We start from the raw sequence: 24798 nt of genomic DNA on the forward strand, positions 1-24798 counted from the left end.
GCCCCGGCGCGCCCGCATGCCGTCCACATGCGGTCCGACCAGCGCGAACATCCGCCAGGAAGGCCCCGCGAAGGTCTTTACGGACGCATCCGCACTCGCTATTCTCCAGAAACCAATTCTGGAGAAAAGAGAACCTGGCCGCCGAGACCGTGCTCAGCAGGCGCTTCGCACGCTCGCCAGATGAAGGGATCCCACGATGATCACAACCGGCACCGCCGGTCGCGTCGCGGTCGGGCTGACCGTCGCCGCGCTGGCCCTGGCGGCCTGCGGCGGCGAGGGCTCCGACTCCGGCGGCGGGTCCACGACCCTCAAGATCGGCCTCGTCACCAGTTCCGCGGGCCCGTTCGCCAGCAACGCGAAGACGATGGTGGCGGGCGCCGAGTACGCCGTGAAGCTGCTGAACGACGCGGGCGGCGTCGGCGGCGCCAAGCTGGAGCTGGTCAAGGTCGACAGCCAGAACAAGCCGACCGCCACCGCGACGCTCATCCCCGAGCTGGCCGCGAAGCAGAAGGTCCTCGCGATCGTCGGGCCGGTCGACAGCGCGGGCTGCGAGGTCGCCTGCACGGCCGCCAACAAGCTCAAGGTGCCGATCGTGAGCCCCGGCGCGGCGCGTCCCGGCGTCCTGCAGAACGCCCGCCCGTACGGCTTCACGATCGCCCAGCCGGACGCCGACAACAGCACACCCGTGCTCACCAAGATCATCCAGAGTAGGAAGCTGAAGCGCGCCGCGATCATCAGCGACGAGGCCAACGCCACGACGAAGGCGCAGGCCGACCTGTTCCGCAAGGTCTTCGGCGGCAACGGCGTCGAGATCGTCAAGGCCGTGACGTTCAAGAGCGGCGACTCCAGCTTCGCCTCGCAGGTGACCTCGCTCGCCGCCGCGAAGCCGGACGTGCTGGCCCTCGCCGCCGGTCCGGACGACGCGGGCCGCATCGCGCGGGAGGCGCGCAGCCAGCGCCAGACCTTCACGCTGCTCGGCACCGGCTCGCTCCAGTCCGGCGGCGCCGCCTACGTCGCGGCGGGCGGGAAGGACACCGAGGGCACGCTCGCCGCCGCCCAGTTCGACCCGCACAGCGAGACGCCCGCGGCGAAGCCGCTGCTGGAGGCGGCGCAGACGGCCACCGGCCAGGCCGACATCCCGCTCAACTTCGCCTACGCCTTCGACGCCGTCCACATGATCGCCAAGGCGATCGAGGAGAAGGGCGTGAAGGCGGGCGACACCGAGAAGGGCCGGGTCGCGATCCAGGAGGCCCTCAACGCCATGCAGAACTACCAGGGCATGGCCGACGCCACCACGTTCAAGGAGGGCATCGCGCAGCGGCCGCAGCTCCAGGCGGTCGTCAAGGACGGCAAGTTCGTGATCGACAAGAGCGCCGGCTGACCGCATGCTCGCACAGCAACTGTTCAACGGTCTGTTGCTCGGGGCGACCTTTTGCCTGGTCGCCCTGGGCTTCAACCTCGTCGTCGGCGCGATGGACCGGCTGAACTTCGCCCTCGGCGAGACGGCGATGCTGAGCGCCGTCCTCGGCGCGCTCATCATGACCGAGACGCCGGCGCCCTTCCTGGTGAGCTTCGCCGCCGCCACCCTGATCGGCGGGGGCGTGGCGGTGGCGGTGTACTACCTGTCGTTCCGGTTCGTTTCCGCGGACTTCCCGACGGCGTCGATCCTCAGCAGCCTCGGCTGCGGGCTGGTGCTGACCGCCGCCGTCACCAAGGCGTTCGGCAGCCACCAGCGCACGGTCCCGGACGTGCTGTCCGGCGTCCGGCTCGACCTCGGCGCCTTCACGGTGTCCGGCGCGCAGCTCGTGATCCTGCTGCTCGCCACGCTGCTGACGGTCGGGCTGTACGTGTTCCTCGAACGCACGCCGTGGGGGACGGCGATCCGCGCCGTGTCGGACGACGCGACCGCCGCGGGCCTGCTCGGCGTCCCGGTGCAGCGGGTCATCCTGCTGACGTTCGCGCTGTCCGGCGTCCTCGCCGGGGCGGCGGGCCTGCTGACCGGGCTCGCCTACCACTCGGTCAGCCCGTTCGACGGGTTCACCACCACGCTCACCGCACTGATGATCATCGTGGTGGGCGGGCTCGGCAGCGTCTCGGGCGGCGTGCTCGCGGCCCTGCTCATCGGGCTGATCCAGACGCTGACCGTCGCCTACCTGTCGGCGACGCTCCGCGACCTGATCGTGTTCGTCCTCGTCGGCATCGTGCTGCTGGTACGGCCGCAGGGGCTGTTCGGACGCAACGCCGGCGTGTTGGAGAGGGTCTGATGTCCAGCTTCAACGAGGCGGTCATCCTCACCGTCGGCATCAACGTCCTGCTGGCCCTCGGCTACTGGATCGCGGTCTCGACCGGCAAGTACTCGTTCGGCCACACGGCCTTCATGGCGATCGGCGCGTACACCGCGTCGATCCTGACCGTGAACTTCTCCTGGCCGCTCCCGGTCGCCATGGTCGCGGCGGGCGTCACGGCGGCCGTCGCGGGCGCGCTGATCGGCTGGATGGCGCTGCGGCTCTCGCTGCTCTACCTCGCCATCATCACGTTCGTCTTCTCCCAGCTGATCAACCTGCTGATCTCGCAGTGGGACTACGTCGGCGGCGCCAGCGGCATGCTCGGCATGACCGGGACGACGGTGCCGCTCGTGCTCGGCTGCGTGCTGCTCGCCGTCGGCTACCTCGTGCTGCTGAGCCGGTCCCGGCTCGGCCTCGCGCACAAGGCGATCCGGGAGGACGAGCGGGCCGCGATGGCGTCCGGGCTGCGCATCACGCGCATCGCGGTGGGCGCGTTCGCCACGTCCGCCGCGGTGACGGGCGTCGCCGGGGCACTGTCCGCGCACCAGCTCATGGTCATCACCCCGGAGCTGTTCGGCCCGCACCAGGCACTGCTGATCATCCTCTACTGCGTGCTCGGCGGGGTCGAGTACTTCTGGGGCGCGGCCATCGGGGCCATCGCGCTGAGCCTGCTGCCGATCTACTTCGACTGGCTGAACGAGTGGTACGAGATCGTCTACGGCCTGCTGTTCGTGGCGCTGATGATCGTGCGCCCGCAGGGGCTGATCGGCCGCGGCGGCGCCGGCGGCGTCCGGCTGCCGCGGCTCGTCCCGCGACGGGAGCGTGAGTCCGTTGGCTGAGCCGCTGCTGCGGGTGTCCGCGGTGACCAAGCATTTCCAGGGCGTGGAGGCGCTCGGTGCGGTCGACCTTGAGGTGGCCGGTGGGTCGGTGCACGGCGTCGTCGGACCGAACGGGGCGGGCAAGACGACCCTGCTCAACGTCGTCTCCGGCTACGTCCGGGCGGACGAGGGACGGGTCGTGCTCGGCGGGCGGGACGTCACCCGCCTCACCCCGCAGCGGCGGGTGCCGCTCGGGATCGTCCGGACGTTCCAGAACATCCGGCTGTTCGGCGGGCTGACCGTCCTGGAGAACGTGCTCCTCGGGCAGCACAGCCGGGCCGTCACCGGGGCGCGGTCGCTGTGGCCGCTCCGGACCGGCGGCGACCGGCGGCTGCGCGCGGAGGCCGAACGGTCCCTCGAACTGTTCGGGCTGGCCGACTACCGGGGCCGCCGGGCCGCCGAGCTGCCCTACGGCCTGCAGAAACAACTCGAAATGGCGCGGGCCCTCGCGGCCCGGCCGAAGGTGCTGCTGCTCGACGAGCCCGCGAGCGGCATGACCGCCGAGGACCGGCGGTCCCTCGTCCCGCGGATCCGGGAGCTGCGGGACGAGGGGCTGACCGTCGTCGTGGTGGAGCACGACATGGACGTCATCTCGAACATCTGCGACCACGTCACCGTGCTCAACTTCGGCCGCAGGCTGACCGACGGACCGCCCGGACAGGTCCTGGCCAGCGATGAGGTAAGGACGGCCTACCTTGGCACCTGAACCGGAAGAACTCCTGCGGATCGCGGGGCTGCGCGCCGGGTACGGCCGCGTCACCGGGGTCGCGGACGTGAGCGTCGAGGTGCGGCGCGGCGAGCTGGTCGCGGTGCTCGGGCCGAACGGCGCGGGCAAGAGCACGGTGCTGCGCGCCGTGTCCGGGATGATCCGGCCGTGGTCCGGCAGCGTCGTCCTCGACGGGCGGGACGTCACCGGCCTGCGCAGCGATCTGCTGGTGCGGGCGGGCATGGCGCACGTGCCGGAGGGGCGGCGCGCCCTGCCCCGCCTGACCGTGGAGGAGAACCTCCGCGTCGGGGCGTTCACCCGCCGCGACCGCGCGGAGGTCCGGGCGTCGCTGGACGAGGTCTTCGACCGCTTCCCCCGCCTCAAGGACCGCCGGGCGCAGAAGGCGGGCACCCTCTCCGGCGGCGAGCAGCAGATGCTCGTGATCGGCCGGGCGCTGATGGCGAAGCCGAAGCTCCTCCTGCTGGACGAGCCGTCCCTCGGACTGTCGCCGCTGCTCGTCCGGGAGGTGTTCGCGATGATCCGCGCGCTCGCCGCCGACGGCCAGACCGTGCTGCTGGTCGAGCAGAACGTCGCCCAGGGGCTCGCCGTGGCCGACCGCGGCTACGTGCTCACCGCCGGGCGCGTCACCGCGTCCGGCCCCGCCGCCGACCTGGCGGAGGACCCGTCGCTGCTCCGCGGCTACCTTGGCTCCGCCGAATAGAAGGGAAACCACCGTGCCGTCTCGCCGTCGTTTCGAGGAGAGGTCCGTCATCGTCACCGGGGCCGCGTCCGGCATCGGCCGGGAGACGGCCGTCCGGTTCGCGCGCGAGGGCGCGCTGGTGACCGTCGCCGACATCGACGAGGAGGGCGCGCGGCGGACCGTCGAGGCGATCACGGCGGACGGCGGCGCCGCCCGCGCCTGCCGGACCGACGTGACCGACCCGGACGCCGTCCAGGCCATGGTGGACGGCGCGGCCGAGGCGTACGGCGGGCCGCACGTCCTGCACAACAACGCCTACTGGGCGCCGCTCGGCCGCACGGTCGCCGACACGACCCTCCCGGAGTGGGACCGGACGATCGACACCACGTTGAAGAGCGTCTTCCTCGGCTGCAAGTACGCGATCCCGCACATGGTCGCGGCGGGCGGCGGCGTGATCGTCAACACGGCGTCGACGGCCGGTCTCGTGGCGACCCCGAGCTTCGCCGCCTACATGGCGGCCAAGGGCGGTGTCATCGCGCTGACCAGGTCGATCGCGTTCGACTACGGCAAGGAGGGCATCCGCTGCAACGCGGTGGCCCCCGGACTGACCAGGACGCCCGCCACCGACCCGGTCTTCCGCGACCAGGAGCGGCTCGACTTCCTCACCGACAGGCTGCTCCTCGGGTACGCGGGCGAGCCGAAGGACATCGCGGAGGCCGTCCTCTACCTGGCCGGGGACGAGTCACGCTTCATGACCGGCCAGACGATCGTGGTCGACGGCGGCCGCCTCATCGCATGACCACACATACGAAACGAAAGGTGCGTGACTGGTGATCGAGCTGCTCGGGATCCCGATGGCGGCGGGCGCCGGCATCGACATCTACTCCGGGGTGGCCCGGATGGCGGGGAAGGTGTGGGGGTCGCTGCACCGCGCGGCGGAGCCGTCCCGGACGGCCGTCGTCGTGGTGCACCCCAGCTCGAACTTCCTCGGCCACTACCTGCTGGGCCCGCTGGCCGAGCGCGGCGTGGACGCGGTCGGCCTGAACACCCGCTACATCGGCAACGACAGCGCGCTCATCATGGAGAACTGCGTGCTCGACGTCGGGGCGGCGATCGGGTTCCTGCGCGAGCGCGGCTACGAGAAGGTCGTCCTGATCGGGAACTCGGGCGGCGGCGGGCTCACCGCGTTCTACCAGAGCCAGGCCGAGTCCCCGACCGTCCGCGCGACGCCTGCCGGGGACCCGCCCGACCTGACGAAGGCCGACCTACCGCCGGTGGACGGCCTCGTGTCGCTGATGGCCCACCCGGGCCGCGCCATCGTCTACACCGAATGGCTGGACCCGGCGATCGTGGACGAGCACGACCCGCTCAAGCGCGATCCCGAGCTGGACATGTTCGATCCGCGCAACGGCCCGCCGTACAGCGCGGAGTTCGTCGAGCGGTACCGGGCCGCGCAGCTCGCCCGCAGCCGCCGGATCACGGCGTGGGTGCGCGAGCAGCTCGCCGTGCTGGACAAGCGCGACGACGGCCTGCGCGACCTGCCGTTCCTGGTGCACGGCACGGTCGCCGACCCGCGGTTCCTGGACACGGCGCTCGACGCGTCCGACCGCACGCCGGGCACGCTGTGGGGTCCGGCGGTGACGTCCAACCTGCTGCCCGCGACGCTCGGCCACCACACGAGCCTCCGCTCGTGGCTCAGCCAGTGGAGCGTGGACGACTCCAACTGCGACGGCCCGCGGCACATCGCGCGGACGCACGTCCCGACGCTCGTCATGTACGGCACCGCCGACCAGGTGTGCTTCCCGAGCCACGCCCGGTCGATGTACGACGCGATCCCGCATGACGACCGGCGGCTCGTGCCGGTAGAGGGCGGCAACCACTACCTGCAAGGACAGCCGGACCTGATCGCGCACGTCGCCGACACGCTGGTCGGCTGGATCGAGGAGAAGGGCCTACGCGCATGAGCGAAGCGAACCGGGGGGCGTGGGGGTCGTCCCCCCACAAGGAGAGAGCATGACCGAACTGCACCCGGATTTCGCCGATCTCAAGGTCGAGCCTGGCGAGTCGCACATCACTGGCAGGCACGAGCTGTTCGACATCGTCAACGTGTTGACGTTCGGCGGGGCGGCGGACCGTCCGACGCACGTTCCCGCCGAGCTGGGCGCGATGGGGCCCGTCCGGATCTGGGAGTCGACCGGCGCCGCGGACTTCCTGCCGTTCTGGAACACCAACCTCGACGGCGCGCAGTACCTCTACATCGCGTACGGCAGCGTCCGGGTCGAGTTCAAGGACACCGAGGGCGACCAGCGGTACGGCCACTACGTGGGCAGGGCCGGTGACCTGCTGCGGCTGCCCCAGGAGGTCGCGCACCGGACGTACTCCGGCGACGGCAGGCGCCGCATCACCCTGGAGCTCATGCCGCACAACCCGTTCTGGGACGACCTGGGCAAGAACCCGGTCACGCCGGACACGAGCCGGAAGGCCGGCGGCTTCGCCTTCGAGATCCACGACACGGAGGTCGAGATCTCCTGGCCCGGCGGCGGCTCGCTGCGCACCCCGCGCGACTCGTTCATGCGCGGAGTGCGTGCCCTGTGCGCCTACGAGATGCACCTCGGGCACAACGAGTTCGACGGCGGGTTCATCGTCCACGACCTCGGCGAGCGGGTGCGGCTGAAGGCGTCCGGGCACGAGGAGACCCTGAACGGCCGGGAGGTGCTCGCGGTCTTCCACGGCCTCCGCGACGCGCTCACCGAAGGCGGCTGAGCTCGTGCCGCCAGGCCGTGGCCTCGTTGAACGCCCCGCCGAGATCGGGCAGTTCGGCGAGGTCGCGGTCCGGCAGGTCGCGTAGCGTCCCGCCCGCGCTCGCGACCGTGAGCGACATCCGCGCGATGGTGTCGACCGAGATCGCGCGGAGCACGGCCTCGGGCACCGTCGCGCCGGTGCTCGTGATCCCGTGCCCGCGCAGCAGCACCACGGGCCTGTCGCCGAGCGCGGCGACCATCTCCCCGGCGAGCCGCCGGTCGCGGACCAGCACGCCGCGCGGATACACGGGCACCCCGGCCTGCGCGAGCCGCGCGCCGGGGATGTCGAACGCGCCGACGATGGGACGGATCGCGAGCCCGGCCAGGTCGGCGGCCACGACGGCGGGCGGGTGCGCGTGGACGACCGCCTGCACGTCGGGACGCCGCCGCAGCACCTCGGTGTGGAGGGGAAGTTCGTTCGGCGGCGACCAGCCTCCGTCGAGTTCGCCTTCCGCACCCGGCGCGCCATCGAGGTCCACCAGGCGGATGTCGGCGGGGGTCGTGTGCGTGAGGCCGCGCTCCCGCGGCCCGCGGCAGCGGACGAGGAGCCGGTCGGGGCCGGTGCGCAGGCTGATGTGGCCGAGGATCCCGTCGGACAGGCCCCGGACGGCCAGCACCCGGCAGGCGTCCGCGATCTGGCCTCGGAGTTCGGCGAAGGGTTCGGCTTCGGTCATGGTCGCCTTCCTGCGGGTCGGGCGTCGGCCAGCCGGTCCAGTTCGGCGAGCGCCTCGGTGAAGTCGGCATCGGCGGCCAGGAGGCGTCGGCACGTGACGAGTGCTCGCGGCCAGTTGAGGGTGACGGCGGCGGCGAGGCGTCCGGCGGCGTCGGTGGAGGCGACGGCGGCGCGCGGCCTGTCGCCGGTGAGGTCCCCGATCACGGTGTGGCCGGTCGTCCGCGCCGGGCTCCCGACGATCTGGATCTTCCAGTCGTACTGGTCGCTCCACACGTACTCCACCGGCCGGTAGGGGACCGGCTCGTCCGGCTGGACGATGTTCCGGGCCACGCACGCGGCCTGCTCGACGGCGTTCGTCCAGTGCTCCACGCGGACGTGGTCGGTGTGGCGCGGGTGCGGCCATCGGGCCACGTCACCGGCCGCGAACACGTCCCGCGTTCCCAGCGCGCGGCAGTACTCGTCGCAGAGCACGCCGTTCGCGACGTCCAAGCCGGAGGAGCGCAGCCATCCGTCGTTGGGGACGGCGCCGATGCCGACCACGACGGTCGCGGCGGGCAGGACGGTGCCGTCGTCGAGGAACACGCGGAGGTCGCCGCTCGTCCCTTCGATCGCGACGACTCCGGCGCCGAAGCGGGTTCGCACGCCGTGGCGTTCGTGGATGCCGGTGAGCAGGGGCCCGACCGCCGGGCCGAGGACCCGCGCCATCGGATCGAGGAGCGGATCGACGATCGTGACCCGGCAGGCGAGCCCGCGCGCGGCGGCGGCCACCTCGGCGCCGACGAACCCGCCGCCGACCACGACGACCTCGCCGCCGCGCAGCAGGTCCCGGCGCAGCGCGGCGCCGTCCCCGAGGGTCCGCAGCACGTGGACGCCGTCGCGCGCCGCCCACGGCGAGGGCCGGGCGGACGCCCCGGTCGCGATCACGCACACGTCATAAGGGACGCGGGTGCCGTCGGCGAGGCTGACCTGCTTGTCCGCGACGTCGAGGTGTTCGGCGGCGGCTCCGAGGCGCAGCTCGATCCGCTCGTCCGAGGGCCCGCCGTTCAGGAGGGACAGCCTCCCGGCCGCCCAGGCGCCGGTGAGGAAGTGCTTCGAGAGCGGCGGCTTGTCGTAGGGCTCGGTGTCCTCGGCGCCGATGACGAGGACGCGGCCGTCGAACCCGCCCGCCGTCAGCGCCTGGGCGGTGCGGACGCCCGCCACCGACGAGCCGACCACGACGGCGGTGCGGCTCATTCGTCCTCGACGGTCAGTGCCGAGACCGGGCAGCTCCGGGCGGCCTCTTCGACCCGCTGCCGGTCCTCCTCGGGGACGCGCTCCTTCAGCAGGACGACGACGCCGTCGTCGTCGATGTCGTAGACGTCCGGGGCGGCCACGACGCAGTTCGCGTAGCCCTGGCAGGCGCCCTTGTCAGCCCGCAGGATGGGCATGGCGACTCCTCTTCGTCATTGCGTTGGGCGGCATCAGGATTTGGCGGCATCAGGATTTGGCGGCGATGCCGCCGTCCGGATGCACGACGTCGCCGGTGATCCCCCGGGACCGGGACGACGCGAGGAACACGTAGCTCCAGGCGTGGTCCTCGCCCCTCAGCGCGACGCCCAGCGGGGTGCGCGCGGCCAGTTCCGCCGCCCGGCCGGGAGTGTCGTCGAGGCGCCGGGCCTGCTGGCCGAGGCTGGGGATTCCCCGCAGGTCGGTGTTGAGGGTGCCGCCGGGCGCGACGCCGTTGACGCGGACGTCCGGCGCCAGCTCGTGCGCCAGCGCCGTCACCAGCCCGCGCACCGCGAACTTGGACGACACGTACAGCACGCCGCCCCGTCCCGGGTAGTACGCGGACGTCGACTCGGTCAGCACGATCGAGCCGCGCGACCGGCGCAGCGCGGGCAGCGCCGCCTTCACCGAGTGCAGGTGGCTCTTGACGTTGGTCGAGAACATCTCCGCGAACGCCTCGTCGAGGATGTCGGCGTCCAGGTCTTCGAGGCCGCGGTAGAAGTCGAACACGCCGACGCAGTTGACCAGGACGTCCAGGCCGCCGAACGCGGCGACCGCCGTCGCGACGGCCTCGTCGTTCGCCGCCCGCGTCGTCGCGTCGCCGACCGTGACCGGCACGCCGGGGAGCGCCTCGGCGATCGCCCCGGCCTTGGCCTCGTCCCGTTCCAGGACGGCGGCGGACGCGCCCTCCGCGCGGAACGCGTCGAGCACCGCGCGCCCGATGCCCGAGCCCGCGCCGACGATGAGCGCCCGCCGCCCGTCCAGCCAGCCCGTCATGCGTCGTCCTCGGTGGAGGATTCGTCTTCTACGAGCGAACCGAACGGGTGGCCGATCATCTCGGAGAACGTCGCGGTCTGCTGCCAGGTCAGCGCCTCCAGCTCCAGCGGGCACAGCGCGATCCACTGGCCCGAGCGCGGGGACTCCACCAGCAGCCGGGCGCCGTTCCGCGTCTCGACCTTGGTGATCCTGATCTCGGAGAACTCGTTGCCCAGGACGAGCGGCTCGCCCCGGGCGTGCTCCAGGAGCTTCTGCCGCTCGCGCTCGGCCCGTGCCGCGCTGTCGGCGTCCTCCTGCTCGCCCTCCCAGCCGATCGTCATAGGAAGATCGCAAGGTTCTGCATGCGGATCACCGACTCGTCCACCAGGATGGTGCGCCGCGCGAGCCGCCAGCCGCCCGCCTCGCGGCGCAGCAGGTCCTCGCGCCCGGCCGAGACCAGGGCCGGTTCGCGGACGTCGCCGCGGCTGCGGAACAGCAGCACCCCGGAGTCGACGACGAGGTGGTCGTCGTCGCCGGTCGCGAACGTGCGCACGTTGGTGACGTGGTGGCGCAGCCTGGACGGCGGGTCCTCCGTCCAGGCGTGCTCGGTCAGGAAACGGGCGACGCGCCGCGAAAGGGAGTACTTGTTCTCATCGAAGTGGGCGGCGCCGGGGGCGGTGTCGAATCCCGTTCCCAAGGCGGTCGTGACCCTTACGGGCATCAGATAGTGGATGTCCTCGGTCAGCAATTCAAGCCATTGTGTGTACGCCTGCTCGTCCAGCAGGTAAGCCTCGTCGACAAGCCATTGGTGCGCGAGCAGATGCCGTTCGTCGCCGAAAGGCAGCGTCGAGCCGGTGCGCTGCTCCCGTGGAGCGTGGCCGCCGAGGATCGACCGTGTCGAATGGGTGCTCTGGTCGCCGGTCACTTCCCGGCCTCCGCCCGCTGACCGTTCACGCCGACCTCGACACCGGCCGCCTTCGGCATCGGCCGTTCCATGTGGTCCGCCCAGCGGAGGAGCAGTTCCCGCTGATTGTGCTCGCTGTATCCCGTGCGGGCGATGCCCGGTCCGCTGAACCGCTCGGGAGGCAGGGCGGGGGAGACCTCGGTGCCGTCCTCCAGCAGGCCCATCCGGCTGTTCAGCATCAGCCGCCGGGCCATTGATCCGGCGGCCGTGTTGGTCAACGAGACCCAGTTCTCGACGTCGTCCTGCTCGAACATTCCCGTGCTGCCGAAGCACATCAGGTACGCCTTGTAGGAGAGGCGCTTGAACTCCTCCGGGGCCTCGGCGTCCACGGCGAACCAGGACAGGATCTCGGTCTCGTCGTGGCTGATCGGCTGCCACTGCCGGACGGAGATGAACGGGACGACGTCCTCGGAGTCCTCGACCCGCGGCCAGTTGTGCACGAAGCTCAGGTTCGGGAACACCGTGGCCGCCGAGATCATGAACCCGTCCCGGCCGATGACGTCGCACTGCTCCCGCGACCATTCCCGCTTCATCCGCGTGATCATCTCGTCGGGATAGCCGACGTAGCGGAGCCGCTCGTCCAGGTCGCCGGGCGGCAGTTTGTACGTCGTGCCGCCGCCGTTCCCGGCCCAGTAGGTGGCGCCGTCCCGGCGCTTCTCCGCCTTCGGCTCCCGGAAAAGGCCGATCTCCACCACGCTCGTGTGGGTCTGCGGCGTGTGGTACATGTCGCCCGCGAAATTCTCCGCGCCGATCTTCCAGTTCGCCTTGACCCGCCAGCGCTGCGGACCGCGCATCTCGATCCCGCTCGGACTCTGCTTGGTGTAGTAGTCGAGGTAGAACGCGAAATCGCCGAGATAGTCCCGCAGCGGCGGAGCGTCGTCGGCCAGGCTGATGAAGATCATGCCGTTGTGGGAGCCGATGTTCGGGGCGCGCAGGAGCCGCTGGCTCTTGCGCCTGAAGCCCGCCTCGCCGCCGTAGGCGTCCTGGTGGAACGGCAGGCCGACGATCCGTCCGTCGTTCCGGTAGGACCAGCCGTGGTACGGGCAGCGGAAATGCGAGGCGTTGCCCATCTCGGCCCGGCAGACCTGCATGCCGCGGTGCAGGCACATGTTGAAGTGCGCGTAAATCTCGCCCTTCTCGTCCCGGACCACGATGAACGAGTCGTCGAGGACGCGGCGGACGACGTAGTCCCCGGCGCTCGGGATCTCCGACTCGTGGGCGACGAACGTCCACGCCCTGCCGAACACGCGTTCCCTCTCCAGCGCGAAGACGTGCTCATCGTTGTAGATGTGCGCCGGGATCATGCCCCGCCGCACGCTACCCAGGACACCCGCTTGATCGATCATCCGCGACGTCTCCCCACGAGCCTCGTCTCCCACCCCGACGTCTCGCCGAGTTTCTCTGTAGTGCAGAGTCACACTCTGGATAGTAGAACAGCGCCCCAATGTGGCTGTCAACCAGGGCCGCGCCCGCCGAGGAGGCGCTCCGAGGGCCGGGCCGGTGTCCTTCTGCACTGCGGAAAGCCGTGGACGCTCGCCGGACGGCCATATGAGGGTGGTCACGTTCGTACCGAACGGTCGGTACATTCCCGCGATCGCTGCTGCCCTTCCCAACGCACGGACCCCCACCTCACAAACGAGCGGATCGCTGCCGCTCCAGAAGGAGAACCCATGTGCGAGCTTCTCAACCAGGCCGTCGCGTCGAGCGCCCCACCGGCCGGACCGTCGCGGCGAGGCGTGCTCGGCGGGATCGGGACCGCCCTGCTCGGCGGCGGGCTCGCCATGGCGGCGGGCATGCCCAGCGCGGAGGCCGCACCACGTCCCAAGCCGCGAAATCGAACCCGCCTCGTGCTCCTCGGCACCGGCGGCGGGCCGATCGTTCTCAGCGGCGACCGGATGGGCATCTCCACCGCCGTCGTCTACGGGGACAACATCTATGTCGTCGACCTCGGCCATGGAGCGGCGGTCCAGCTCTACCGCTCCGGCCTGCTCGACGGTCCGGCGGGGCGCGCCAACGTACGCGGGATCTTCTTCACGCACATGCACTCCGACCACACGGTCGAGTGGCCCGCGCTGCACGCCACCGCCCACGTCAACCTGCGGCAGGGACGCCCCGGCGAACCATTCCGCGTCTTCGGACCGGGCGACCGGCCGGTCCCGCCCCGGACGTTCCCGCCCGAGCGCCCCGCGCCGGGACCGGTGAACCCGGGCGGTCCGATCTCCGGGATCTCGGCCATGACGGGCTACCTCCGGCAGGCGTTCGCCGCGGACTTCGAGGACCGCATCCGCGACGCGAACATGACCGATCCCAACAAGCTCTTCGAGACCCACGACATCGACATCTCGAAGTACTGGACCGTGGACGCGGCCGGAATCCCGCCGCGGCTCCCCGCCGGGACCCGCATCCCCGTCTGGCGGGACGGCGACGTCACGGTGACCGCGACGCTCGTCGACCACCGTCCGACCGCCCCGGCGTTCGCGTACCGGTTCGACACCCCGGACGGATCGGTCGTCATCTCCGGCGACACCGCCCCCTCGGAGAACCTGATCGACCTGGCCCGAGACGTCGACTACCTGGTGCACGAGGTGATCGACCCGAAGTACGTCGACGAACTGGCGGCCACCCTCCCGCCCGAGATCCGGGAACCCGCACGCCAGCACCTGCTCGCCTCGCACACCACCATCGAGCAGGTGGGACGCGACGTGGCCCAGAAGGCCAGGGCGCGTAACCTCGTCCTGACCCACCTCGTCCCGATGAACAACCCCATCAACCGCTGGCGTGCCGCGCAGCGCGGCTACTCGGGCAAACTCATCGTCGGCCAGGACCTCATGCAACTGGGAGTAGGCACCCACCCGGGCCGATAGAACGGCTGCTACTCCCCGAAGGAACCGGGGACACTCTCGTGAGCATCCGTGCGACGCATCGCGCTCTGCTGAGCCGTCTGCTGCCCGACGACGACCCGGACGACCTCGCGGTACGCGAAGGGCAATTCCACATTGTGGTCATCGGCTCAGACCGCGTCGTGTGCCTGCCGCGCACCGAGGCGGCGGCCGCCCGCCTTCCCCAGCGGGTGGCCGCCCTGCACGCACTCGCCGACCTCGACCTCGACTTCCGGACGCCCGAGCCACTGCAACGCTCCGGCGTCAACGACACCGATGAGGAACCGTTCCTGGTACTCACTCGCATTCCCGGAGAACCGCTGGAGAGGGACGCTCTCAATAACGCCCAAGTATTCGACGCCGTCGCGGAGCAGTACGCCACGCTGCTGTCCGATCTGGCCCGCGCCGGCGCCGACGAAAAGGCACGGGCCGTTCTCCCTTGGGAAGAAGAAGACCGGTGGTGCCTCTTCGCGGAGGACGTGCGCGCGGACTTGTTCCAGCTCATGTCCGACAGCGGGCGACTGCGAGCCGAACGGGAACTCACGGCACTCGACGGCCTTCCCCGCCTCACTCAAGCAGTGGTGCATGGCGACCTCGGCGCCGAAAACGTCCTCTGGGAGTGGACGAACGGGCTGCCGCGCCTTTCCGGAGTGCTCGACTGGGACGACGTCGCAGTCGGCGACCCGGCCGAAGACCTCGCGGCCATCGGCGCCGGTTACGGCCCCGAACTCCTGGAACGGGTGCTCGCCTTGGGCGACTGGCCGAACGAGGGACTCCCTGCCCGCATCGCCGCGATCCGCGGCACATTCGCCCTGCAGCAAGCCCTCTACGCGCACCGCGACGGCGACGAAGAGGAACTCGCGGACGGCCTGGCCGACTACCAGTGAGCCGCACCGGCATGACCCGACGCCAGATCCGGCGGAAAATCGGATCGCTTCGTCGTTATCGGTGTGCGACGGTTGCCGCGTGCCTCAACCGATCTTGCGCACCGACCGCCTCCTGCTGGTCCCGCTCGCCGACCGGCACCTTGACCTGGAGATTCGGCTCGACTCCGACCCCGAGGTGCTCCGCTATCTCTCCAGCCGGGCGTCGACCAGGAACGAGGTGGTCGCCGCCCACGAGCGGCGGATGACTCTGGCAAGCAAGGTGGACGGCCTGGGCCTCTGGATAGCCTTCGCCTCCGGTAGCGGCGAGCCAGGAGCACCGCCACCGGAACAAGAGGCGGACGGCGAGTTCATCGGGCTAATGATGCTGCCCCCGGCGCATGGCCCCGATCAGCCCGACGACCCCACCGTCTCAGACCTGGGATACCGCCTCGTCCGCCGGTACTGGCGGAAGGGCTTCGCCAGCGAGGCGTCCCGCGTCCTCCTGCGGCACGCCTTCGACACGGTCGGCCAGAGCCGCGTGATCGCCCAGACCATGGCCGCCAACGCCGGATCCATCGGCGTGATGCGCGCCATCGGCATGCGCTACGTGCGCACGTATCACCCGGAGTTCGACGAGCCGCTGCCGGACGCGCACCTGGGCGAAGTCGAATACGAAATGACCCGCGCCATGTGGGACGAGACTCGCTGAGGCGGGATTCGCTGGGACGAGATTCGCTGAGGCGGCGGCACTCGGACCTACGTCCCCGCGCTGCCCGCTGTGGCGACGGCCTTGAAGAAGACGTAGTGGAAGGTGCCGTCTTCGGCGGCGGCGCGGCGGAGGTCGGCGACGCCGCGGTCGAAGCCGGCGGGCGTGGACAGGCCCGCGGCGACGGCGTCGTCGCGGACGGCCTCGACCATCGCGGTGAAGGTGTCCAGGGTGAACGCCCGCGCGAGCGCCGGACGGGACCCGTCGGCGTACACCGTGCGCGGCGCGGCGCGCACCCCGTCGTATCCGGCGGCGGTCAGCAGCGGGTGGAGCCGCCGTCCGATCAGCGCGTCGCCGCCCGCCGCCGACTGCAACGCGACCAGGTGGCCGATCACGGCGCGGGCGTGGGCGCTGTCGGGGTGCAGGAACGCCGAGCCGTGATCGCCCTCGATCACGGTGAGGGTCCCGCCGGGGCGCAGCACGCGCCGCAGCCCGGCGAGCGCGGCCCGCGGGTCGGACAGGTGCTCCAGGACGAAACACACGAACAGGTGGTCGAACGTCCCGTCGGCGAAGGGCAGGTCGTGCAGGTCGGCGCGGACGAAGTCCACGGACGCGCCCGGATGGGTCTCGGCGACGCGGGCGCGGGCCTGGTCGAGCGACGCGGCGGACACGTCCACGGCGGTCAACCGCGCGCCGGGGGAGCGTGACACCAGGTGCACCGTCTGCGCGCCCACCCCGCACCCGACCTCCAGCACCCGGCCCCCCGCCGGGAAGGACGTGCCGTCGTGCAGCAGCGCGGCCAGCGCGTCGGCCTGGTCGCCGAGCCGCCGGGCCTCCCGTCCGGAGTATCCGTGCACGTATCCGCTCTCGGGGGCGGCGGGTGAGGTCGTCGTGTCCATGGACCTCACCTTGCCTGCCGCAATGGCCCGTCCGACAGGTCCAATCCAGGAGGCTCGGGATGGTCCATTCGCGGGGCGTCGGGGGCGGGGCGCGGGACGCGGCGCAGGGTGACGGTGCCCAGAGCGGCGTGCAGCACGGCCGCGACGACGGCGGCGACGTGCAGCCCGGTGGTGAAGGCGCCCTTCGCGTCGGCCTCGGCCGCCGTGCCGAGGCCGGGCAGGTCCAGGGTCTCCGGGAGGGTGGCGGCCAGGTCCGGGCCCTGGAGCCGGAAGACGAGCGTGGCCAGCGAGCCGAGCAGCGCGATGCCCAGGGCGTTGCCGATCTCGTTGCTGGTCTCGGCGATCGCCCCGGCGGCCCCGGCCCGCTCCGGCGGCGCGGCGGCGACGGCCGTGTCGGCGACGACGGCGAAGGAGATCCCGTAGCCCACGCCCGCGACGACGGTGGACGCCGCGTACCAGCCGATCCCGCCGGAGACGCCCGTGGGCAGCAGCAGGAGCAGTCCACCGGCGATCGTGAAGTGGCTGGTCAGCAGCGCCGCCCGGGTACCGGTCCTGGCGACCGCCGCCGGGGTCGCGATGGACGTGACGGTCAGGACGACCGCGCCCGGGACGGCGGTCAGCGCCGCCTCGAAAGCGCTGAGCCCGAGCACCGACTGCAGGTAGACCCCGCCGAGGTACGCCGTCGCCGACCACGCCGCCAGCGGCAGCAGCCCGGTCGCGACCGCGATCGGGAACACCCGGTCGCGGAAGAGCCGGACGTCGACCAGCGGCCGCGGCAGCCGGAACTGGCGCCGCACGAACGCCGTCACCAGGACGACCCCGGCGGGACCGGTCAGCGCCACGGCCAAATCCGGGCCCTCCGCCGCCAGGCGCTTGACCGCGTAGACGCCCAGCATGATCCCGGCGGCCGACAGCAGCACGCTCGGGACGTCGACGCGGCCCGTCCCGCCGGAGCGCACCTCACCGAGCAGCACCGGGGCCAGCACCAGGAAGACGAGCACGACGGGAAGGTTGATTAGGAAGACCGAGCCCCACCAGAAACGGCTCAGCAACTGCCCGCCGACGATCGGCCCGATCGCGAACCCGGCGGCGAAGGCCGCCGCGAAGATCCCGATCGCCCGCGCCCGCCGCCGGGGATCGGCGAACAGTTCGCTGAGCACGGCCAGCGCGGACGGCAGCAGCGTCGCGCCCGCGACGCCCATCAGCGCGCGGAAGGCGATCAGCAGCTCCGGACCGGGCGCGAACGCGGCGCCCAGCGAACCGGCCCCGAACGCGGCCGTGCCGATCAGCAACAGCCGCAACCTGCCGTACCGGTCGCCGAGGTTCCCGAAGGCGATGAGCAGCGACCCGACCGCGAAGCCGTACACGTCCAGGATCCACAGCGACTGGTCGGCGGACGGCGACAGCGCCTCGGAGATGCGCGGCATGGCCAGGAACAGCACCGAGCCGTCCATGGCCACCAGCAGCACGGGACCGAGGATCACCAGCAGGCCGAGCCAGGCCCGCGTTCCGGGAGAGTGTGTTCCGTCCATGGCCACGACCCTCCGCCGGAGCCCGCCGACCAGCCAGATCCCAGCCGGGGGTACACCTGGCAGGGATACCTTCGGCCCTGCTCACGCGAGGTCCGCGCCGCTTACGCTCGATGCCATGCAGCTCGAAAGCCTCGGCGCCTACCTCAGGTCGCGGCGCGACCGCGTCACCCCGTCCGACGTGGGCCTGCGCACCTACGGCGCCACCCGCCGCGTGCCGGGTCTGCGCCGCGAGGAGCTGGCCCACCTCGCCGGGGTGAGCGCCGGCTACTACACGCGGCTGGAGCAGGACCAGGCCGGGCTCGCCTCGGACCAGGTCCTCGACGCGCTGGCGGGCGTCCTGCGCCTGGGCCCGGCCGAGTCCGCCCACCTGCGCAACCTCGCCCGCCGGACGGCCGCGCCGCGCCTCGTCCGCCCCGAGCCCGAGCACCCGCACCCGCGCGTCCTGGCGCTGCTGTCGTCCCTGCGCGAGTCGGCGCCCGCCGTCGTCCTCGGCCGCCGCGGCGACGTGCTGGCCTGGAACCGCACCGGCCACGCCCTGCACGCCGCCCACGTCGGCTTCGACGCGCCCGCCGACCCGGACCGGCGGCCGTCGATCCCCCGGATGTTCTTCCTGGACCCGCTCTCCCGCGACTCGCTCCGCAACTGGGACGAGCTGGCCCGCGTCCACGTCGGCTACCTCCGCCTCACCGCGGGCCGCTACCCCGACGACGCCGCCCTGGCCGAGCTGATCGGCGAACTCGCCATGGGCAGCCGCGAGTTCTCCCGCCTGTGGGCGCGGGGCGACGTCGCCGACTGCACCACGGGCCCGATGCTGCTGAGCCACCCCACCGTCGGCCGGGTCGACGTCGACTACCAGGTGTGGCTCCAGCCCGACAGCCCCGACCACCGCCTGGAGATCTACACCCCGTCCGACGCCGCCTCCTCCGACGCCCTCCACCTACTGGCCAGCGCCGCCGTCTCCTAACGCCCCGCCGTGGGCCCGCGCTGTCACCGAGTTGGCGATCGACTCCGATCACTGCTGACGATCCGCCGGACGACCGAGACGGCCCTGACCAGGTGGGGCTCGGTGCGGTCGGTCCGGTGCGCGATCGCCAGGTCGACCGTGACGGCGGGCCGCGCCAGCGGGCGGAAGACGACGCCGTCGAGGGCCAGGGCGGTCACGGGTTCCGGGACGACGGCGACGCCGAGCCCACCGGCGACGAGCGTGACGAGGGTGGACGTCTCGCCGACCTCGTGCCGGATCCGCGGCTCGACGGCGGCGTCGCGGAAGAGCCCCAGGACCACGTCGTACATCACCGACCGGCGGTCCGCCGAATGCACAATGAGGTCGGTGTCCGCGAGATCGCCGATTGCGATCCGGCGCCGGGCGGCGAGCGGGTGGTCGGCGGGCGCCGCGACGACGAGCCGGTCGCGGCGCAGCGGCAGGACGGTGAGCGACGCGTCGGTGATCGGCGGCCGGAGCAGGGCGAGGTCGATTCCGCCCGTGCGCAGCGCGGCGACCTGGTCGGGCACCAGCATCTCGCCGCGAAACGAGAAGTCGACGCCGGACAGCTCCGTCGACAGGCCGCGCGAGAGGGCGGGCAGCAGGCTGTAGGTCGCGGTGCCGACGCAGCCGATCGTGAGGTGCCCGACGGCCCCGGCCGCGACGCGGCGGGCCTCGTGCGCCGCGTCGTCGACCTCGCCGAGGATCTTCCGGGCCCGCGCGAGGTAGCCGCGGCCCGCGTCGGTGAGGGCGACGCGCCGGGTGCTGCGCTGGAGCAGTTCCACGCCGAGGTCGGCCTCAAGCCTGCGGATCGCCTGCGAAAGAGGCGGCTGGGCCATGTTGAGGCGTTCGGCGGCGCGTCCGAAGTGGAGCTCCTCGGCGACCGCGACGAAGTACCGCAGGTGACGCAGATCCATATCGTGGACGTCTCAATTAGAGCGAATATTGATACTTCACTGTATCAAGGCAGGTCACCTAACCTCGATCGCATGAGCACCTACCTGTACTCGGCCGTCCGGACGCCATTCGGACGGTTCAACGGCGCCCTCGCGGACGTCCGGCCGGACGACCTCGCGGCGGGCGTGATCACCGCGCTGCTGGAGCGGGTGCCCCGCCTCGACCGGGCCGCGATCGACGAGGTCGTCTGGGGCAACGCGAACGGCGCGGGCGAGGAGAACCGCAACGTCGGCAGGATGGCCGCGCTGCTCGCCGGGCTGCCGACCAGCGTCCCCGGCTCGACCGTCAACCGGCTGTGCGGGTCGAGCCTCGACGCGGCGATGATCGCGTCCCGGACGATCGAGACGGGCGACGCCGACGTGGTGATCGCGGGCGGGGTCGAGTCGATGACCCGCGCGCCGTGGGTGCTGCCGAAGCCGCGCAAGGCGTTCCCCGCCGCCGACGTCACCGCCGTCTCGACGACGCTCGGCTGGCGGCTGGTGAACCCGCGCATGCCGAAGGAGTGGACCGTCTCCCTGGGCGAGGCCAACGAGCTGCTCCAGGAGAAGTACGGCGTCACCCGGGAGCGCCAGGACGCGTTCGCGCTGCGCTCGCACCGCCTCGCCGCGTCCGCCTGGGACGACGGCTTCTACGACGACCTGGTCGTCCCGACCGGGGAATTGAAGCGCGACGAGGGCGTCCGCGCCGACACGTCGCCGGAGAAGCTCGCCGCGCTCAAGCCGAGCTTCCGCCCGGACGGCACCATCACCGCCGGGAACGCCTCGCCGCTGAGCGACGGCGCGTCCGCCCTGCTGCTCGGCTCGGCCGCCGCCGCCGACCCGCTCGGCCTCGAACCGCTCGCCCGCGTCGCCGGACGGGGCGCCTTCGCGCTCGACCCGCAGGACTTCGGCTACGCCCCCGTCGAGGCGGCGAACCGCGCCCTCGCCCGCGCCGGGATCGGCTGGGACCAGGTCGGCGCGGTGGAGCTCAACGAGGCGTTCGCCGTGCAGTCGCTCGTCTGCGTCGACGCCTGGGGCGTCGACCCGGAGATCGTCAACACCCGGGGCGGCGCGATCGCGATCGGCCACCCGCTCGGGGCCAGCGGCGCCCGCGTCCTCGGCACGCTCGCGAAGGTGCTCCGCGAGCGCGGCGAGCGCTGGGGCGTCGCCGCCATCTGCATCGGCGTCGGGCAGGGCCTGGCGACCGTCCTGGAGAACACGGCTCTGGACAACACGGAGGCACGCGCGTGAGCCGCACCGAGATCCTGGAGACCATCGACGAGGCCGTCCGGGGGGTCGAGGACGGCAGCACCGTCCTGGTCGGCGGCTTCGGCTTCGCCGGCATGCCGTTCGACCTCATCGACGGGCTGATCCGGCAGGGCGCGACGGACCTCACCATCGTGTCCAACAACGCCGGCAACGGCGACGTCGGGCTGGCCGCGCTGCTCAAGGCCGGACGGGTCCGCAAGGTGATCTGCTCGTTCCCGCGGCAGAGCGACTCCTACGTCTTCGACGAGCTGTACCGGGCCGGGCGGATCGAGCTGGAGATCGTCCCGCAGGGCAACCTCGCCGAGCGGATGCGGGCCGCCGGCGCGGGCATCGGCGCCTTCTACTGCCCGACCGCCGTCGGCACGCCGCTCGCCGAGGGCAGGGAGACCCGGACCATCGACGGGCGCGTCCACCTCCTGGAGTACCCGATCAGGGGCGACGTGGCGCTGATCAGCGCCCACCGCGCCGACACGATGGGCAACCTCGTCTACCGCAAGACCGCCCGGAACTTCGGCCCCGTCATGGCGACCGCGGCGGCCACCACGATCGTCCAGGTGGGCGAGGTCGTCCCGGCCGGGAACCTGGACCCGGAGGCGGTCGTCACGCCGGGCATCTACGTCGACCGCGTGGTGCGTGTCGAAGAACGCCGCTACACCGTCCAAGGAGCGCGCTGACCATGTCCCTGACCCCGGACCAGCTCGCCGCGGTCGTCGCCCGCGACATCCCGGCGGGCTCCTACGTCAACCTCGGCATCGGCCGCCCGACCAAGGTCGCCGACCACCTCCCGGCAGGCTCCGGCATCGTCCTGCACACCGAGAACGGCATGCTCAACATGGGCCCCGCCGCGACCGGCGACCAGATCGACCCGGACCTCACCAACGCCGGCAAGGTCCCGGTGACCGAGCTCCCCGGCACCTCGTACTTCCACCACGCGGACTCCTTCGCGATGATGCGCGGCGGCCACCTCGACGTCTGCGTCCTGGGCGCCTTCCAGGTGTCGGCCACCGGCGACCTGGCGAACTGGAGCACCGGCGCCCCCGACGCGATCCCCGCCGTGGGCGGCGCGATGGACCTGGCCATCGGAGCCAAGCAGGTCTTCGTGATGATGACCCTCTTCGACAAACAGGGCCGATCAAAACTCGTCCCCGAATGCACCTACCCGTTGACCGGCGTGGCCTGCGTAAGCCGCATCTACACAGACGTAGCCGTGATCGACGTAGGCCCAGACGGCGCCTCACTCCGCGAGTCCTTCGGAATCACCGCCGACGAACTACGCACCCGCCTCCCGGTGCCCCTCAAAACCCCCGCGCGGTAGGTCGCCGCAGCGCGGACCGCGCTGCGGCCCAGTCGCCGACCATGATCGAGTTCGGGCGAAGGGCGGACGGCTGCGGGACGGTCGGGGAGAATGCGTAGATGCGCCCAGATCCGAACCATGGCTTGGATCCCGTTTCTCGTCGGCGAGGAGCTCGTCACTCGTTCGTCCCGCTCCTACTCGTCGTGCTCGTCACCGGCGGATTCTGCACGGTAGCGCTGTGGAGGGACGAAGGCTCGCGGTTAGGCACGACCTCGGGGGCCGTGCCCCTGCCTCCGGTGGACGGTTCGTTCACCTGCGGCCGTAGGGCGCCGGGACCCGTCCGTCCCGAGCGCGCCGACCTGTCGCTGAGCCTCGGCCCGGTCCAACGCGGCGATGACGGCCGACCGGCGGTAGAGGCGCTGGTGTCGTCCAAGCGGGTGGTGAAGGTGGGGCTTTCAACGCTTCGCGTGATCGTCACCGATCGAGCCGGGCGTGTCGTAGCCGGGCAGGACGAGATGCTCGTGCCGCTTTCGCTCGTGGTCCGAACGGTAGGGCCGGCGCAGCCCGCGCGTCTCAGGGTGTATCCGCAGGGCGTTCCCTGCGCGGGAACCAGGTGGAAGCAGTTGTGGGGCGAGCGGGCAGGCTATCGGGTGATGGCGGTGGTCTCAGCGAACCTCCAGGCGAATTCTCGGGTCGACCCGCAGAAAGTTGATCAAGCTCCTCGTCCGCTGCTGTTCCGGGCGTCCATGGCCTTGAGCGGGCCGCGCTGAAGGATTCCCCCCGCGCCGGCATGGTCCGTCGACCGTGGTGGCTCAGTCGTTCATGGGAGCCTTGTCATAGATCATGGGCGAGAGGCTTCGGAACGCGGCGGAGATGTCATTCACATTCACGAATGCCATGACCTTGCATGAACCGGTGTCACAGCCGCCGCCGGCCGACAGCATGCCGACCCCTTTCACCGCGTAGCGGCCGTTGAGGGTGTAGACGGCCGCCCCGCTGTCGCCGTGGTAGGCGACGGCGGCCGCCGACTTCGGCTCGGCCCGCATCCCTTTCGCGGTGTAGGTGATGCCGTGCGCGGTGAGGTTCCACTGCGTTTTGCCTTTCACCTCCCAGTCACACGGAGCGCCCTTTCCGTTCTGGAACGAGATGAAGCCGTTGTGGCAGACCAGAGCGCCCGCCGCCGTGTTGCCGACGGCTGTGATCCCTTTCCCGCTGATACCGCCGTCCGCGTCGTCGAGCCCGTTCTCGAACGCGACCGCTTCGGGGGAGCCGCCGGCGACGACCTTGATCATGGATGCGTCGGCGGGTTTGCTGATCCCAGTGACCTGACCGAGTCCGGGATGAGTCGGTGTGCCCACCGACTCCAGGAGTTCATAGCAATGGAACGCGGTGAGGACGTAGTAAGCGTGGACGGCCTTGTCGTAGAAGGGGAGGCCGCTGGTGCAGGCGTAGCCGGCGTTGTTCTCGATGTTGAGGCCGGCGCCGGCCAGCGATGCGAAGTCCACGCGTCCGCCGAGGGCCTCCATGCGCTCACCGTGGACGACGGTGACGGCCCCGTCGAATGTCCCGGTGTCCGCGGAGGCCGCATCGGCGGCGAGGGCCCGCCGGGCCCCCTCGGGGTCGGGCACCTCGACGGTGAGTCCGCTTCCATCGGGGGGTAGGAAGGTGGAGTTCACTGTGAAAGGCAGCTTTCCCGCGCGGGCCCGCGCCATTATCAGGTTGGATTTTGCGGTGAGATACCGTTCGGTGTACTTGGCGGGCCCGATGACCAGGCGGCTTGTATCCGCTCCCGGGTCCCGCTTGCGGAGGGCGGTCAGGAAACGCGGGCCCTTGGCGGGGTCGGTGAGGAATACCTCCACCTTGCCGATGCCGGGCTGGAGCCGCGTTCCTGCGTAGTAGCGGTCGAAATCCCGCTCGCCGGTGGCGAGGGCCGCGTCGGCCAAACGGTGTAAGGGTTCGAGCGTCTCGGCCGACCGGACCTGCTCAGATGTGGCCGGGGCGAGCCGCGCGTCCGAAGCCGGCGGCGGCGAAGGGAACGCCGCCGCCGGACTTTGGACCCCGATCGCCGTGGCGAGAGCTGCTGTGACAACTGCCAGGACGCCGCCTGATAACATCGCGTGTTCTCCACGAGGGGCAATGGTTGATCAGCACAGATGATCTTGACTGGATCATCAAGTGAAGTCAATAC

At 71.5% G+C, this 24798-nt stretch carries 27 protein-coding genes; 16 read left to right on the forward strand and 11 right to left on the reverse strand.

Annotated elements, in window-relative coordinates; all coding sequences use genetic code 11:
- Window positions 1-196: 196 nt before the first annotated feature.
- Genes FXF68_RS11145 through FXF68_RS11180 form a run of 8 tightly spaced genes read left to right on the forward strand, consistent with a single transcriptional unit; the run spans window position 197 to window position 7332 of the window.
- Entirely contained in the window at window positions 197-1381 is a 1185-nt protein-coding gene (locus tag FXF68_RS11145; RefSeq protein WP_148758836.1) for an ABC transporter substrate-binding protein, read from the forward strand.
- Between the two features lie 4 nt (window positions 1382-1385).
- Window positions 1386-2264 carry a branched-chain amino acid ABC transporter permease gene (locus tag FXF68_RS11150; protein ID WP_148758837.1) on the forward strand — a complete coding sequence of 293 codons (879 nt, stop codon included), beginning with the start codon at window positions 1386-1388 and terminating at the stop codon, window positions 2262-2264.
- Complete coding sequence (locus FXF68_RS11155) at window positions 2264-3124, forward strand: branched-chain amino acid ABC transporter permease (RefSeq protein ID WP_148758838.1); 861 nt, start codon at window positions 2264-2266, stop codon at window positions 3122-3124. The genes FXF68_RS11150 and FXF68_RS11155 overlap by 1 nt, the downstream gene beginning before the upstream one ends.
- On the forward strand, window positions 3117-3869 hold the full coding sequence (locus FXF68_RS11160) for an ABC transporter ATP-binding protein (protein WP_148758839.1): 753 nt from the start codon (window positions 3117-3119) through the stop codon (window positions 3867-3869). The genes FXF68_RS11155 and FXF68_RS11160 overlap by 8 nt, the downstream gene beginning before the upstream one ends.
- Window positions 3859-4590: an ABC transporter ATP-binding protein gene (locus FXF68_RS11165; RefSeq protein ID WP_222869890.1), complete on the forward strand. Its 732-nt coding sequence runs from the start codon at window positions 3859-3861 to the stop codon at window positions 4588-4590. Before FXF68_RS11160 ends, FXF68_RS11165 begins: the two co-directional genes overlap by 11 nt.
- A 13-nt stretch (window positions 4591-4603) precedes the next feature.
- Entirely contained in the window at window positions 4604-5368 is a 765-nt protein-coding gene (locus FXF68_RS11170) for an SDR family NAD(P)-dependent oxidoreductase (protein ID WP_187437857.1), read from the forward strand.
- A 31-nt stretch (window positions 5369-5399) separates the two neighbouring features.
- A complete protein-coding gene (locus FXF68_RS11175) occupies window positions 5400-6533 on the forward strand; it encodes a serine aminopeptidase domain-containing protein (RefSeq protein ID WP_222869891.1) in 1134 nt (377 codons plus the stop codon).
- A 49-nt stretch (window positions 6534-6582) separates the two neighbouring features.
- A complete protein-coding gene (locus FXF68_RS11180) occupies window positions 6583-7332 on the forward strand; it encodes a cupin domain-containing protein (protein ID WP_148758841.1) in 750 nt (249 codons plus the stop codon).
- Here FXF68_RS11180 and phtC read toward each other — a convergent pair.
- The 7 genes from phtC to FXF68_RS11215 are packed head-to-tail and all read right to left on the reverse strand — an operon-like array spanning window position 7316 to window position 12594.
- Window positions 7316-8044, reverse strand: coding sequence for a 3,4-dihydroxyphthalate decarboxylase (gene phtC, locus FXF68_RS11185; RefSeq protein WP_148758842.1), 729 nt, complete (start codon window positions 8042-8044; stop codon window positions 7316-7318). The genes FXF68_RS11180 and phtC overlap by 17 nt on opposite strands.
- Window positions 8041-9276, reverse strand: a complete 1236-nt coding sequence (locus FXF68_RS11190) for an NAD(P)/FAD-dependent oxidoreductase (protein ID WP_148758843.1) — start codon at window positions 9274-9276, stop codon at window positions 8041-8043. The genes phtC and FXF68_RS11190 overlap by 4 nt, the downstream gene beginning before the upstream one ends.
- Window positions 9273-9470 carry a ferredoxin gene (locus FXF68_RS11195; protein ID WP_148758844.1) on the reverse strand — a complete coding sequence of 66 codons (198 nt, stop codon included), beginning with the start codon at window positions 9468-9470 and terminating at the stop codon, window positions 9273-9275. Before FXF68_RS11195 ends, FXF68_RS11190 begins: the two co-directional genes overlap by 4 nt.
- A 49-nt stretch (window positions 9471-9519) precedes the next feature.
- Complete coding sequence (gene hcaB / locus FXF68_RS11200; protein ID WP_148758845.1) at window positions 9520-10305, reverse strand: 3-(cis-5,6-dihydroxycyclohexa-1,3-dien-1-yl)propanoate dehydrogenase; 786 nt, start codon at window positions 10303-10305, stop codon at window positions 9520-9522.
- Window positions 10302-10625, reverse strand: coding sequence for a hypothetical protein (locus FXF68_RS11205; protein WP_148758846.1), 324 nt, complete (start codon window positions 10623-10625; stop codon window positions 10302-10304). Before FXF68_RS11205 ends, hcaB begins: the two co-directional genes overlap by 4 nt.
- Window positions 10622-11209, reverse strand: coding sequence for a 3-phenylpropionate/cinnamic acid dioxygenase subunit beta (locus FXF68_RS11210; RefSeq protein WP_148758847.1), 588 nt, complete (start codon window positions 11207-11209; stop codon window positions 10622-10624). Before FXF68_RS11210 ends, FXF68_RS11205 begins: the two co-directional genes overlap by 4 nt.
- Window positions 11206-12594, reverse strand: a complete 1389-nt coding sequence (locus tag FXF68_RS11215; RefSeq protein WP_148758848.1) for an aromatic ring-hydroxylating oxygenase subunit alpha — start codon at window positions 12592-12594, stop codon at window positions 11206-11208. Before FXF68_RS11215 ends, FXF68_RS11210 begins: the two co-directional genes overlap by 4 nt.
- 324 nt (window positions 12595-12918) lie before the next feature.
- On the opposite strand from FXF68_RS11215, the gene FXF68_RS11220 reads away from it, so the two are divergent.
- The 3 genes from FXF68_RS11220 (at window position 12919) to FXF68_RS11230 (ending at window position 15702) form a co-directional block, all read left to right on the forward strand.
- The gene (locus tag FXF68_RS11220; protein ID WP_148758849.1) at window positions 12919-14112 is read left to right on the forward strand and encodes an MBL fold metallo-hydrolase; all 1194 of its coding nucleotides are present in this window, start codon (window positions 12919-12921) and stop codon (window positions 14110-14112) included.
- A gap of 38 nt (window positions 14113-14150) precedes the next feature.
- Entirely contained in the window at window positions 14151-15014 is an 864-nt protein-coding gene (gene vph, locus FXF68_RS11225; protein ID WP_148758850.1) for a viomycin phosphotransferase, read from the forward strand.
- Window positions 15015-15093: 79 nt separating this feature from the next.
- Entirely contained in the window at window positions 15094-15702 is a 609-nt protein-coding gene (locus tag FXF68_RS11230; RefSeq protein ID WP_148758851.1) for a GNAT family N-acetyltransferase, read from the forward strand.
- A gap of 47 nt (window positions 15703-15749) precedes the next feature.
- Here FXF68_RS11230 and FXF68_RS11235 read toward each other — a convergent pair whose 3' ends face one another.
- On the reverse strand, window positions 15750-16598 hold the full coding sequence (locus FXF68_RS11235) for a methyltransferase domain-containing protein (RefSeq protein ID WP_148758852.1): 849 nt from the start codon (window positions 16596-16598) through the stop codon (window positions 15750-15752).
- Window positions 16599-16603: 5 nt separating this feature from the next.
- Window positions 16604-18130 carry an MFS transporter gene (locus FXF68_RS11240; RefSeq protein WP_148758853.1) on the reverse strand — a complete coding sequence of 509 codons (1527 nt, stop codon included), beginning with the start codon at window positions 18128-18130 and terminating at the stop codon, window positions 16604-16606.
- Between the two features lie 115 nt (window positions 18131-18245).
- Here FXF68_RS11240 and FXF68_RS11245 point away from each other — a divergent pair, with 115 nt between their 5' ends.
- The gene (locus FXF68_RS11245) at window positions 18246-19094 is read left to right on the forward strand and encodes a helix-turn-helix transcriptional regulator (RefSeq protein WP_148758854.1); all 849 of its coding nucleotides are present in this window, start codon (window positions 18246-18248) and stop codon (window positions 19092-19094) included.
- 23 nt (window positions 19095-19117) lie between these two features.
- Here the strand turns inward: FXF68_RS11245 and FXF68_RS11250 are convergent, their stop codons facing one another.
- Window positions 19118-20029, reverse strand: coding sequence for a LysR substrate-binding domain-containing protein (locus FXF68_RS11250; protein ID WP_148758855.1), 912 nt, complete (start codon window positions 20027-20029; stop codon window positions 19118-19120).
- Between the two features lie 72 nt (window positions 20030-20101).
- Here FXF68_RS11250 and FXF68_RS11255 point away from each other — a divergent pair, with 72 nt between their 5' ends.
- The 4 genes from FXF68_RS11255 to FXF68_RS11270 all read left to right on the forward strand — a co-directional run bounded on the left by FXF68_RS11255 (window position 20102) and on the right by FXF68_RS11270 (window position 23380).
- Window positions 20102-21298 carry a thiolase family protein gene (locus tag FXF68_RS11255; RefSeq protein ID WP_148758856.1) on the forward strand — a complete coding sequence of 399 codons (1197 nt, stop codon included), beginning with the start codon at window positions 20102-20104 and terminating at the stop codon, window positions 21296-21298.
- Window positions 21295-21990, forward strand: coding sequence for a 3-oxoacid CoA-transferase subunit A (locus tag FXF68_RS11260; protein ID WP_148758857.1), 696 nt, complete (start codon window positions 21295-21297; stop codon window positions 21988-21990). The genes FXF68_RS11255 and FXF68_RS11260 overlap by 4 nt, the downstream gene beginning before the upstream one ends.
- 2 nt (window positions 21991-21992) lie before the next feature.
- Window positions 21993-22631 (forward strand): 3-oxoacid CoA-transferase subunit B, encoded by a 639-nt coding sequence (locus FXF68_RS11265; protein WP_148758858.1) that lies wholly within the window; start codon window positions 21993-21995, stop codon window positions 22629-22631.
- A 275-nt stretch (window positions 22632-22906) separates the two neighbouring features.
- Window positions 22907-23380 (forward strand): hypothetical protein, encoded by a 474-nt coding sequence (locus FXF68_RS11270; protein ID WP_148758859.1) that lies wholly within the window; start codon window positions 22907-22909, stop codon window positions 23378-23380.
- Window positions 23381-23422: 42 nt separating this feature from the next.
- Here FXF68_RS11270 and FXF68_RS11275 read toward each other — a convergent pair whose 3' ends face one another.
- Complete coding sequence (locus FXF68_RS11275; protein WP_148758860.1) at window positions 23423-24553, reverse strand: chymotrypsin family serine protease; 1131 nt, start codon at window positions 24551-24553, stop codon at window positions 23423-23425.
- Between the last annotated feature and the right edge of the window lie 245 nt (window positions 24554-24798).

Origin of the sequence: Actinomadura decatromicini (assembly GCF_008121305.1) — a bacterium.
Taxonomy (GTDB): Bacteria; Actinomycetota; Actinomycetes; order Streptosporangiales; family Streptosporangiaceae; genus Spirillospora; species Spirillospora syzygii.

Bases quoted from the DNA above. Each gene is read 5' to 3' on its own strand.
- FXF68_RS11150 (WP_148758837.1), top strand. From the start codon at position 1,386: ATGCTCGCACAGCAACTGTTCAACGGTCTGTTGCTCGGGGCGACCTTT.
- FXF68_RS11180 (WP_148758841.1), top strand. From the start codon at position 6,583: ATGACCGAACTGCACCCGGATTTCGCCGATCTCAAGGTCGAGCCTGGC.
- FXF68_RS11215 (WP_148758848.1), bottom strand. From the start codon at position 12,594: ATGATCGATCAAGCGGGTGTCCTGGGTAGCGTGCGGCGGGGCATGATC.
- FXF68_RS11265 (WP_148758858.1), top strand. From the start codon at position 21,993: ATGTCCCTGACCCCGGACCAGCTCGCCGCGGTCGTCGCCCGCGACATC.
- FXF68_RS11235 (WP_148758852.1), bottom strand. From the start codon at position 16,598: ATGGACACGACGACCTCACCCGCCGCCCCCGAGAGCGGATACGTGCAC.
- FXF68_RS11155 (WP_148758838.1), top strand. From the start codon at position 2,264: ATGTCCAGCTTCAACGAGGCGGTCATCCTCACCGTCGGCATCAACGTC.
- hcaB (WP_148758845.1), bottom strand. From the start codon at position 10,305: ATGACGGGCTGGCTGGACGGGCGGCGGGCGCTCATCGTCGGCGCGGGC.
- FXF68_RS11240 (WP_148758853.1), bottom strand. From the start codon at position 18,130: ATGGACGGAACACACTCTCCCGGAACGCGGGCCTGGCTCGGCCTGCTG.
- FXF68_RS11145 (WP_148758836.1), top strand. From the start codon at position 197: ATGATCACAACCGGCACCGCCGGTCGCGTCGCGGTCGGGCTGACCGTC.
- FXF68_RS11205 (WP_148758846.1), bottom strand. From the start codon at position 10,625: ATGACGATCGGCTGGGAGGGCGAGCAGGAGGACGCCGACAGCGCGGCA.
- FXF68_RS11190 (WP_148758843.1), bottom strand. From the start codon at position 9,276: ATGAGCCGCACCGCCGTCGTGGTCGGCTCGTCGGTGGCGGGCGTCCGC.
- FXF68_RS11245 (WP_148758854.1), top strand. From the start codon at position 18,246: ATGCAGCTCGAAAGCCTCGGCGCCTACCTCAGGTCGCGGCGCGACCGC.
- FXF68_RS11250 (WP_148758855.1), bottom strand. From the start codon at position 20,029: ATGGATCTGCGTCACCTGCGGTACTTCGTCGCGGTCGCCGAGGAGCTC.
- FXF68_RS11220 (WP_148758849.1), top strand. From the start codon at position 12,919: ATGTGCGAGCTTCTCAACCAGGCCGTCGCGTCGAGCGCCCCACCGGCC.
- FXF68_RS11195 (WP_148758844.1), bottom strand. From the start codon at position 9,470: ATGCCCATCCTGCGGGCTGACAAGGGCGCCTGCCAGGGCTACGCGAAC.
- phtC (WP_148758842.1), bottom strand. From the start codon at position 8,044: ATGACCGAAGCCGAACCCTTCGCCGAACTCCGAGGCCAGATCGCGGAC.
- FXF68_RS11255 (WP_148758856.1), top strand. From the start codon at position 20,102: ATGAGCACCTACCTGTACTCGGCCGTCCGGACGCCATTCGGACGGTTC.